Origin of the sequence: Desulfosalsimonas sp. (assembly GCF_046483245.1) — a bacterium.
Lineage (GTDB): Bacteria > Desulfobacterota > Desulfobacteria > Desulfobacterales > Desulfosalsimonadaceae > Desulfosalsimonas.
Genome location: NZ_JAWODO010000092.1, coordinates 1 through 10592, shown reverse-complemented (window position 1 = coordinate 10592; position 10592 = coordinate 1). Strand labels below are relative to the sequence as shown.

11 protein-coding genes are annotated in these 10592 nt (G+C 56.0%); 7 read left to right on the top strand and 4 right to left on the bottom strand.

Going from position 1 to position 10592, the window contains the following annotated elements:
- The 7 genes from R6U41_RS08460 to R6U41_RS08430 all read left to right on the top strand — a co-directional run.
- Positions 1 to 287: SOS response-associated peptidase family protein (locus tag R6U41_RS08460; protein WP_410269398.1), on the top strand; the 287-nt coding region annotated here is incomplete at its 5' end.
- A gap of 79 nt (positions 288 to 366) precedes the next feature.
- Positions 367 to 1893, top strand: coding sequence for a DUF6178 family protein (locus tag R6U41_RS08455; RefSeq protein ID WP_410269397.1), 1527 nt, complete (start codon positions 367 to 369; stop codon positions 1891 to 1893).
- Complete coding sequence (locus R6U41_RS08450) at positions 1890 to 2984, top strand: CNNM domain-containing protein (protein ID WP_410269396.1); 1095 nt, start codon at positions 1890 to 1892, stop codon at positions 2982 to 2984. Before R6U41_RS08455 ends, R6U41_RS08450 begins: the two co-directional genes overlap by 4 nt.
- 109 nt (positions 2985 to 3093) lie before the next feature.
- Entirely contained in the window at positions 3094 to 4107 is a 1014-nt protein-coding gene (locus tag R6U41_RS08445) for a sodium:calcium antiporter (protein ID WP_410269395.1), read from the top strand.
- Between the two features lie 272 nt (positions 4108 to 4379).
- Positions 4380 to 4784 (top strand): (2Fe-2S) ferredoxin domain-containing protein, encoded by a 405-nt coding sequence (locus tag R6U41_RS08440; protein WP_410269394.1) that lies wholly within the window; start codon positions 4380 to 4382, stop codon positions 4782 to 4784.
- A 3-nt stretch (positions 4785 to 4787) separates the two neighbouring features.
- Complete coding sequence (locus R6U41_RS08435) at positions 4788 to 5264, top strand: Crp/Fnr family transcriptional regulator (protein ID WP_410269393.1); 477 nt, start codon at positions 4788 to 4790, stop codon at positions 5262 to 5264.
- 57 nt (positions 5265 to 5321) lie between these two features.
- Positions 5322 to 5807: a Crp/Fnr family transcriptional regulator gene (locus tag R6U41_RS08430; protein ID WP_410269392.1), complete on the top strand. Its 486-nt coding sequence runs from the start codon at positions 5322 to 5324 to the stop codon at positions 5805 to 5807.
- Between the two features lie 10 nt (positions 5808 to 5817).
- Here R6U41_RS08430 and fdhF read toward each other — a convergent pair whose 3' ends face one another.
- The 4 genes from fdhF to R6U41_RS08410 form a co-directional block, all read right to left on the bottom strand.
- Positions 5818 to 8586, bottom strand: a complete 2769-nt coding sequence (fdhF, locus tag R6U41_RS08425; protein ID WP_410269391.1) for a formate dehydrogenase subunit alpha — start codon at positions 8584 to 8586, stop codon at positions 5818 to 5820.
- Between the two features lie 135 nt (positions 8587 to 8721).
- The gene (locus R6U41_RS08420) at positions 8722 to 9339 is read right to left on the bottom strand and encodes a hypothetical protein (protein WP_410269390.1); all 618 of its coding nucleotides are present in this window, start codon (positions 9337 to 9339) and stop codon (positions 8722 to 8724) included.
- 15 nt (positions 9340 to 9354) lie between these two features.
- Complete coding sequence (floA, locus tag R6U41_RS08415; RefSeq protein ID WP_181549573.1) at positions 9355 to 10350, bottom strand: flotillin-like protein FloA; 996 nt, start codon at positions 10348 to 10350, stop codon at positions 9355 to 9357.
- Between the two features lie 63 nt (positions 10351 to 10413).
- Positions 10414 to 10581 (bottom strand): NfeD family protein, encoded by a 168-nt coding sequence (locus R6U41_RS08410; RefSeq protein WP_410269399.1) that lies wholly within the window; start codon positions 10579 to 10581, stop codon positions 10414 to 10416.
- Between the last annotated feature and the right edge of the window lie 11 nt (positions 10582 to 10592).

Here is a 10592-nt window from a genome sequence, read left to right as displayed (position 1 = left end):
CTCTGGCCGGCATCTGGCGCGTCTTCAAAGGCAATTATGGCGGGGATGAGAACCGCGAGATAGTCACGTCATCTATGGTCACGACCACGCCGAACGCGCTGACGAAAGAAACGCATCCCGATCGGATGCCGATGATCCTGGATCCGAATGACTACGAGAAATGGCTGACCGGCACGCCGGATGAGGCCTTTGCCCTGATCAGGTCCTTCCCGGCCGACAGCATGGTCATCCACCAAAGCGGCGAAGGTCTCAAATCGGATCCTGCGGGTCTGGAGCTTTTTGGATAACCAGGCGGCATGTGGAACACGAAACTATCGCCCCGACCGACCAAAATATGCCGGAACACATTCCATCCACATCACGCAGATGTCGCCGCACACGCTCGATCTGGTTGGCACCCTGGAAATCTGGAACCGGGACCGGATCAACACCCAGGCCCTGGGCCACTGGATGAGCCTGCTGTCCCGGGCAGATCCGCCGCGTTTCCACCAGTGGACCGCATCAGAGAAATATGACCTGTTGGAATACTACCTCCATGAAGCCCTTGAAATCCGGCTCCTGGAAGAAGACGAAGACCCGGGCGACTTTCCGGACGGTTTTTTCACCCATGACGGGGTTTTTTACGTCCGCATCCAGGAGGGGTTTTTAAACGCCATTGAAGACGAGGACGACCGGGAAGAGCGCCAGCAGCTCATACACCAGCTTCTTCGCCACATTGCAGATGAGGACCTGCAGGCCTACCAGGCCACCCTGCTTCGCAGTGTCAACGTCATGGAGGCCGAAAGCCAGGAAGAAGCCCTGCGGTTTCGCAATGTGCGTCTGGCTGAAAAGGGCTTTCTGCCGTTTGAGGAAGCCGTTGGCGTATATGCCCCCATGCGGCCGGAATCGGTGCGCAAACGCCCGGCCCGGACACCGGATACGGCATCTGATGCGGACTTTCACCTGCCGGTGCCTGTGCAGCACAGTTCCATGCTCTCAGACAGCGGAATTTTCGGCACAGCGCTCTGGCAAATCAAATCAAGCCAACTTGTCTACGAGCTTCAGGTGGAATTTGCCGCCCTGTGCAACCAGGTGATCGCAGCAGACCAGCAGCCCGTGCGCCAGCGCGAGGAGCTTGGCCACGTGGTCGAAAAGGTTTCCGCATACCTCGGCCTGGGCCTGCACCGGCTGGCCGGGACCCAAAAACCGCCGGCACCTGGACAAAGCGCAGAGGTCTTAAGCAAGTACAGCCTGGCAGACATCTTCCGAACCGGTTACGCACTGGCCGTGGATCTGCGGAACCGGGCCCGGAAATGGAAGGCCGATGCCTGGTACGCACATCGCCGGCTGGCCCTGAGTTTCTGGGGAGAGCGGCTTGTGGGTTTTGTGGGCGGACTTCTGCTGACCCGGCCCAAATTTTTTGACAATTACCAAACCGGCCGAATGTACCGGGAATTTGAAACCATGCAAGACATCGAGACGGCCGAAGCCGCCTTAAACGAAATCACGGCCTTTGACCACCTGCTTTCGTGCATGGAAATCAATACCCATTACCTGCCAAAGCGGTATTTTATCACCCATGAAAACCTGCTGCTGACCCTGTGGGCAAAAGACCGCCTGGGCTTGGCCCGGATACCGCTGCCGATTCCGGTCAATGCGTTCCAGCCCTTTTTCAGCCAATTGTGGGAACAAGACACGGAAACAGCCCGGATCCGGGATTCGGCCAAATCCGATTTTCTCCAATGGCTTTCAGCCCAAAGCGGGATTTCCGCCCATGACATATCCGCGCGCATGGAGGCGGCCCTGGAAAACCTGTTTTTCCGGATTGCCGAAGAATACGGCCATGTTCCGGCAGCGGATCTGGATCCCCGGTTTGTCCATCTGTTTATCCTCGAAAAAATTGAAAATCAATGACGCTTCTGTTCATTTACCTGTTTATCGCCCTGGGGGTCTCATTTCTGTGCTCCATCATGGAGTCGGTCCTGCTGTCGATCACCCCGAGCTTTACCGCGGCCTTTGAGGAGGTTCATCCCAAAACCGGCAAACTGCTGCGCACACTGAAAACCGATATTGACCGCCCCCTGGCCGCCATTTTGAGCTTAAACACCATCGCCCATACAGTGGGCGCCGCCGGTGTGGGCGCCCAGGCCGTGGAAGTGTTCGGCAGCCAATACGTTGGCGCCACATCCGCGGTGCTCACCTTTCTGATCCTGGTTTTATCCGAGATCATTCCCAAGACCATCGGCGCGCTTTTCTGGCGGAGCCTGACCCGGCCCACGGTGCTTTTGCTCCGCAGCCTCATCATTGTCCTGTATCCCCTTGTGCAAATGTCTCAGATGATTACCTACCTGTTTTCCAGGGGCAAAAAAATCACGCCGGTCACACGGGATGAAATCCGGGCCCTGGCGGATCTGGGATTTGAAGAAGGCCTGTTTCTGGAAAAGGAATCCCGGATTCTCAAAAACCTGATGCGCCTGAGCTCCATCCGGGCCGCTGATATCATGACCCCGCGCAAGGTCATGTTTTCTCTGCCGGAAAGCATGCGCATAGACGAGGTCTACAAGGTCTATCCCAGCATTCATGTTTCCCGGATTCCCCTGTACGAACCGGACAACAAATCCATTGCCCGATACATTTTAAAAGACGATCTGCTGCTGGCCCTGGCCACCGGGGATGCCACCAGGGCTGTATCCGAGCTGGGCCGGGACATGCTGGCCGTACCTGAAACGGTTAACCTCTTTCGCCTGTTTGAGCAGCTTCTGGATCGGCGGGAGCATATTGCCCTCGTGGTGGATGAATACGGCGGCATTGCCGGACTGGTGTCCATGGAAGACATCCTGGAGACCCTCCTGGGCACGGAAATCATTGATGAAACCGACACCATTCCCAACATGCGGAAGTGGGCAAGAAAGCAGTGGTATGAAAGGGCCCGGTCCCATGGCCTGATTGCCGCAGAAGATGACCAGAGCATAGAAGCGGAAAGATCCCTTCCGGAAAGTTCATAAAAATGAAGGAAATCCGTGCCTGCATGGGACAGCAGATTTTAAGCAGCAATTTCGAAGACGAATTCCGGCGGTATGAAAAACATGTTGCCGGGTGCGGAAAACACTTCTAATGGTTGTTATTGTCTGCATTTTCGTAATCCTTGCAGCAACCGCGGCTGTATGGCACGGCAGTTTTCTGCTGGAAAAGGCCGCCGGCCGTCTGGCCGCCCATTACCATCTGCCGGCCGTGGTCCAGGGATCGATTATCATGGCCGTGGGCTCCAGTTTTCCCGAGCTTTCCAGCACAGTGATCGCCACTTTGGTCCACGGCAAGTTCGAACTTGGCGTGGCTGCGGTGGTGGGATCGGCGGTGTTTAACATCCTTGTCATTCCCGGGGTTTCCGGGCTTGTGGGCAAGGGACTGGAAGCAGACCGGGAAATGATTTACAAGGAAGGGCTGTTTTACATGATCAGCGTGGCCGTGCTCATGCTAAGCTTTGCCCTGGCCCTGATCTATTATCCGGTGGCCGGCAGCCAGTGGGAAGGAAGCATCACCCGCCCCCTCGCCCTTCTACCCGTGGGATTTTACGGGCTCTACATTTTCCTGCAGCACCAGGACACAGTGGAATACCGGATACAGCAGCGGGAAAACGGCCTTCATGCCCAAAAGATCCAGGGCGGGGCGGGCAGACTTTGGCTGCGCCTGGTGCTGGGCCTGGCTTTTATCGGAATCGGCGTGGAAGGACTGGTGCGATCGGTGATCATCCTGGGAGATGTTTTCAACACTCCGCATTTTTTCTGGGGACTGAGCGTGATTGCCGCTGCCACGAGCCTTCCGGATGCCTTTGTCAGCATCCAGGCCGCCCGCCGGAAAGACGGTGTCGTGAGCATGGCCAATGTTTTGGGCAGCAACACCTTTGACCTGTTAATCGCCATTCCCGTCGGCGTGCTCATTGCCGGCACCTGCATCATTGACTTTTCCGTGGCCGCCCCGGCCATGGGACTTCTGGCCGTGGCCACCATTGCTCTGTTTATCATGCTGCGCACCCAGCTGCGCCTTACCCGGTTTGAATGCATCCTTCTGCTGGCTCTGTATGCCGGATTTCTTGGCTGGATGGGCGTTGACGCGTTTTTTTACGCATAACCAACACCGTGGATCTGTTTGACATCCCGGGGATTTTATTCTATTTTAATTGAATTGAAAATAAAATGAGTTAACAAAAAGCCTGTGCCTTGTTTTAATGGCACCGTAAAAACTCTGATTTCAGATGGTGCCGTAAAAAGTTCAAGATCAAGGCTTGCGTAATTTCGAAGAATGCAGCGTACTTATCCGTACGTGAAATTCTGAGAAATTGCGCGTAACGCAGATATTGAACTTTTTACGGCGCCATCATACATTACCGGGAGAAACAGCCAATGGCCAAGATTACCATCGAGGACTTACAACGGATCAAGGAAAAGACCCTGCATGAAACCGCACTGCGCCATCAGCAGCCCAATGTCCGGGTCACGGTTCACATGGGAGACTGCGGAATTGCCGCCGGTGCCAGGCAGGTGATGAACGCCGTAATCGAAGAACTGGGCAAAAGCGGGCGCCATGATATTCATGTGCTGGCCTCTGACTGCCTGGGCGTGTGCGAGACCGAACCCAACGTTACGGTTGCGGTGGCCGGACAGAACCCGGTGGTATACCAAAAAATGAATGCCGAAAAGGTCCGGCAGGTATTTGAGCGCCATGTTTTAAACAACGAGGTATTAACCGACCATACGGTGGAAGTGCCGGAACCGGACAACAGCACGCAGACCAGCAAGGAGGCATGATAAATGGCAGACCAGATTCAAGACGTTTTGCGGCAGACCGAGGCGTTTTCCGCCATAGAGAATGAAGAGCTGAAAAAAATTGCCGGTTTCAGCGGCATCGCCAAATTTGAAAAAGGCGCGCGCCTGTTTAAAGAAGGCGAAGCCGCCGCCCACTTATGGGCCATTGCCGGCGGGCAGGTGGATCTTCGCTTTGAAATGCCGGCCCGGGAAACAACACAGATCCAAACCATTTCCACGCTTTCGTCTCACGGCATCATCGGGTGGTCCAGCCTGCTGCCGCCTTATAAATACAAACTGTCTGCCTACTGCTCCTCTGAATCCTGCGAAGTGGTAAAAATCAGCGGTGAACAATTGCTGGCCTTTTTAAAGGACAATCCTGAAACCGGATACCGGGTTCTAAGGGCCATGATCCAGATTGTGGGCACCCGTTTTGAACACCTGCAGGCAACAGCCGATGCCGCACCCCTGAGCAATTCATAAAAGTTGCGCACGCGGCCTTGTTTGACGAAAAAACCCAGACCAAGGGAGACAAATAAAATGACCAGTCTTGATTTCATGGACCAGGTGGAAATGTTTACAGGCTTAACAGACCAGCAGCTGGAAGCCATACAAAATACAGCCGAAGTGGTGGAATACAGAAAATCCGATCCCATCTTCAAGCACGGAGAGTCGGCCGAAAACCTCTGGATCGTGCTGGAAGGCGAAATCCAGCTGATCTGCGAGTCAGAGCAGTCCAGACAAAAGGATGTGTGCGAACCTCTAAGCTTTATTTCCTCGGCCCAGACCTATGGATGGCACTGCTTTGTACCGCCCTTTGAGTACCGCCTGTCCGGATACTGCGCATCCCGGCACTGCCGGCTCATCCGGCTCAAAAAACAGGATCTGGAACAGCTGTTTAAAAAATTCCCGGAAATCGGCTATTCCGTGATGAACTACACCCTCCGGGCCATCGGCACCCAGTTCCAGGAACTTCAGGATGAACTGGCCCGGCGGCAGGGCCAGGAAATCATGAGCAACTGGTAAATCAATGACTTCATGCCGCCCGGGACAGCCTGACCGCACAGACCTTGTATTCCGGGATTTTGGAAACCGGATCCAGGGCGGAATTGGTCAGCCGGTTGGCTGCCGCCTCTGCATAATGAAACGGGATAAACACGGTTCCGTCCACCGCCTTTGGCGATACAGTCATTTTTGCCACGATCTCGCCGCGCCTGGAGGCAATGCGGATCTTGTCCCCGTCTTCAAGGCCGTATTTATCGGCATCCGCAGGCGAGATTTCCACAAAGCTCTCCGGTGCCCGCTCGTTTAAGCCCTCGGTTTTCCTGGTCATGCTGCCGGTATGATACTGGTACAGGACCCGGCCGGTGGTCAGGTACAGGGGGTATTCCTCGTCCACCTGCTCAGCCGGTGGGATATAGTCAATGGCATGCAATACCCCCTTGCCAACAGGAAAGGACTGGGTGTGCAAAATCGGCGTTCCCGGGTGATCGGGACTGGGACACGGCCAGTGAATCCCTTCATGTTCGATGCGCGCATAACTGAGACCGGCATAGGAAGGCGTCACCGAAGCCATTTCATCAAAAATTTCCCCGGCGTTTTCATAATCCATGGCATAGCCCATGCGCTTGGATATGGCCGCGATTATCCACCAGTCCTCCCGGGCCGCCCCCGGGGGATTGACCGCCTTGCGCACCCGCTGAACCCGGCGTTCGGTGTTGGAGAACGTGCCGTCTTTTTCCGCAAAGCAGGTGGCCGGCAGCACCACGTGGGCTTTCTGCGCGGTTTCGGTCATGAAAATGTCCTGCACTACCATTAAATCCAGATGATCCAGGCTTTCCTCGGCGTGATTGAGATCCGGATCCGATACCAGCGGGTTTTCGCCGATGATATAAAGGGTCTTTAACTCTCCGGAATGGGCTTTGGGAATCATTTCCGTCACCGGCAGGCCGGCCTTGTCTGACATGCCGGAAACCCCCCATGCTTTTTCCATTTTGGAGACATTGTCGGCCACGGTAACGGGCTGGTAGGCGGAAAACACGTTTGGCAGCCCGCCCATGTCACAGGCGCCCTGGACATTGTTCTGGCCCCGCAGGGGATTGACCCCGGTGCCGGGCCGGCCCAGATTGCCGGTGATCATGGCCAGGTTGGCCAAAGATTTCACATTGTCGGTGCCCGAGATGTGCTGGGTAATGCCCATGCAGTAAAGGATGGCCGCGTTCTCCGCGCCGGCATAGAGGCGGGCGGCCTCAATGATCTGCTGGGCGGGAATGCCCGTTATCTCAGAGACATATTCAGGGGTGAATTTGGCAACCGCCTCTTTTAGAGCATCAAAGCCCTGGGTGCGGTTTTCCACAAACTCCTTGTCATAAAGGTCTTCTTTTATAATCACGTGGATCAGGCCGTTGATCCATGCCACGTCCGTGCCCAGGTTGGGCCGGAGCCACTGATCGGCAAATTCGGCAATCTTGATCCGACGGGGATCCACAAGGATCAGCTTTGTATCCTTAAAGGATACGGCCCGCTTGACAAAAGCGGATATCACCGGGTGGTTTTCCGTGGTGTTGGAACCTGTGATCAAAATGACATCGGCTTGTTCGACGTCTGCGATGGTGTTTGTCATTGCCCCGCTTCCGAATGCTGCGGCCAGACCGGCCACTGTGGAGCTATGTCAGAGACGGGCGCAATGGTCGATGTTATTGGTTTTCAACACCGCCCGGGTAAATTTCTGGGCAATGTAGTTGTCCTCGTTTGTGATCCGCGCCGAGGTCAGCACCCCGATACTGTCGGGTCCGTGGGTATCCCGGGTTTCGGTGAACCGACGGGCCACCAGGTTCAGGGCCTCGTCCCAGGTGGCTTTGCGGAACTCACCGTCTTCCTTGATCAGGGGGCTGGTGATGCGCTCCGGAGAATCAATGAACTTGTATCCAAACCGGCCCTTGACGCACAGACTGCCGTAATTGGGCGCCACGTCTGTTGCGCCGGTGACCTTGAGCACGGTATTGTCCTTGACATGCAAATCCATCTGACAACCCACACCGCAGTAGCTGCAGGTGGTGCGCACCTTTTCAACCTCCCAGGGCCGCCACCGGTACCTGGCCTCCTTTTCCACCAAGGCGCCGACCGGGCATACCTGAACACATTCCCCACAGAACACACAGTCCGAGTCCTTCAGGGGCCGGTCGCCGGCAGCCACGATTTTGCCGTCCTTGCCGCGATATCCGAAGCTGATGGCACGGTTGACCTGGACTTCGTTGCAGGCCTGTACGCAACGGCCGCAAAGGATGCAACGGGAAAAGTCGCGCACGATAAACGGGTTAACCGTTTCCATGGGATACTGGGTTTGCGTGGCGGAAAAAGCATCCCCGGAAACCTGGTACCTGTAGGCCAGGTCCTGGAGCTGGCAGTCGCCCCAGACGGGACAGAGCCGGTTGCTGTGATCATAGTCCTGAACCTGGAGCTGAAAGTCGGCGAAACTGCCGGATGCGTCCACCTTGCGCACGGCGCAGTTGTGGTTGCCCGAGGCCAGCAGCAGCTCGATGGTTTTCTTTCGCGATTTCACCACATCGGGCGACTCGGAGTGGATCACCATGCCGGCCTGTGCCGGGGTGCTGCATGCCGGCAGCAGGTTGCGGGCGTTTTCCACTTCCACCACGCAGATCCGGCATGCCCCGGTGGGCGTGGCTCCCTTGAGATAGCAAAGTGTGGGGATATCAATGCTGTTTCTCCGGGCCACATCCAAAATCGTTTCCCCGGGTTCAAAGGAAAACCGGTTTCCATTGATGGTCACTTGATTTTCTGTCATGGCTGAATCTCTGCAACTTTTTGGATTTTCATATTTTTGCACCCAATGGCGCACAAACGAATCTTAAAAGTTTCAAAATATATTAGATAGCCGATTTTGCAACACCTTTCAAGAAAGAAACTCAGGACCCCGGATCTACAGCCACATTTCCCGTTCCGGATCCCGCAGGGACATGGGCGGGCCCAGGACTTCATACCAGATCACGGCCCGGCGCAGCTCATCCCTGTTATACTGATGGGGCCGGCGGGATTTCACTGCCTTTTTTCCCCCATGGTACAATGGCGGCGCCGGCGGCCTTCTTGTTGTTTCCCCGATGCGCGCCTCCGGGGTCCATCCTTGCCGGCTGCGCGACTCAATCAGGGTTTGTCCCCGTTCCGGCCGGGGACTTTGCCGGGGGGCGGCGGCCTGTTTTTCCCCCCGGGCCTCGGATGATTTCTTTAAATCCGGTTTGTCCGCCCCGGGCCCGGTACGGACCAGGTCCTCCCACCCGGTGCCGCGGCCCGGCTGCCGGACCGGCTCCGGGGTCTTTTTTCCCTGCTGCTCAACAACCTCCTGCCGGAGTTCGGCCAGCAAATCCCGGATATTGCGCTTCCACCCGGCCGATGCCTTGTCCTCAGGCGCAGCTTTCGGCTCTGCTTCACCAGGGGTTTGTTCCGGCGGGGCAGAAGCGCCTTTATCAAACTTTTTTTTGGCCTTGACAATATTGGTGATGATAATGAAAGCCACCACCAGAAAAAATATCAGGGGTTCCATGGGTATCGGCCTTTTTTATTCCTCGGTTTCCGTTTCCTGGCCGCTGCCGTCGTCTTCTTTTCCGCCGATGCTGTCGCGCATCTGGGTGTCGGCCTGGATGTTTTTAAATCGGTAATAGTCCATGATTCCAATGTTGCCGGCGCGCAGGGCCTCTGCCATGGCAATGGGCACCTGGGCCTCGTTTTCCACGACTTTGGCGCGCATCTCCTGGACCTTGGCCTTCATTTCCTGCTCTGCGGCATAAGCCATGGCCCGGCGCTCTTCAGCCTTGGCCTGGGCGATCTTCTTGTCTGCTTCGGCCCGGTCGGTTTCCAGCTCTGCACCGATGTTTTTGCCCACGTCCACGTCCGCGATATCAATGGAGAGGATCTCATAGGCAGTGCCCGCGTCCAGGCCCTTTTCCAGAACGCGCTTGGAAATGGAGTCCGGATTTTCCAGAACGTTTTTATGACTGTCCGAGGATCCGATGGTGGTGACAATGCCTTCGCCCACCCGGGCCAGGATGGTTTCCTCGCCGGCGCCGCCCACCAGCCGGTCAATGTTGGCCCGCACCGTCACCCGGGAGATGGCTTTCAACTGGATGCCGTCCTTGGCCATGGCCGCTACCATGGGCGTTTCAATAACCTTGGGATTGACGCTCATCTGAACGGCTTCCAGCACGTTTCGACCCGCCAGATCAATGGCAGCCGCCCGGTTGAATTTCAGGTCAATGTTGGCCTTGTCTGCGGCGATCAGGGCCTGGATTACGCGCATGACATCACCGCCGGCCAGAAAATGTGATTCCAGGTCATTGGTGGAGACTTCCAGCCCGGCCTTGACCGCCATGATCTTGCCATTGACGATAAGCTTTGGCGAAATCTTGCGAAGCCGCATGAAAATGATATTGAAAAGCCCGATGCTCGCACCGGAAACCAGGGCCTGGACCCACAGGGAAATGGCCGATCCGATAAAGTAGAGCAAAACAATTAAGGCAATGACAAGAATAACGAGAATGATAAATTCGACCGGCATAAATCCTCCTTCAAAAGGTTGCTGTTGTCCAGGGCCGGCAGGCACAAAACCCCGGACAATCAACTATTGATCTTTTCGTACCACGATACGGCTGCCTTCCACGGCAATGACCGTCACAGCCGATCCCTTTTCAATATAGTCGCCCCGCGTGACCACATCCACGCGTTTTCCGTCAATAACAGCCGTTCCCGCCGGACGCAAATCGGTTGCCGCCTTGCCCTGCCGGCCCACGTAATTCTCGT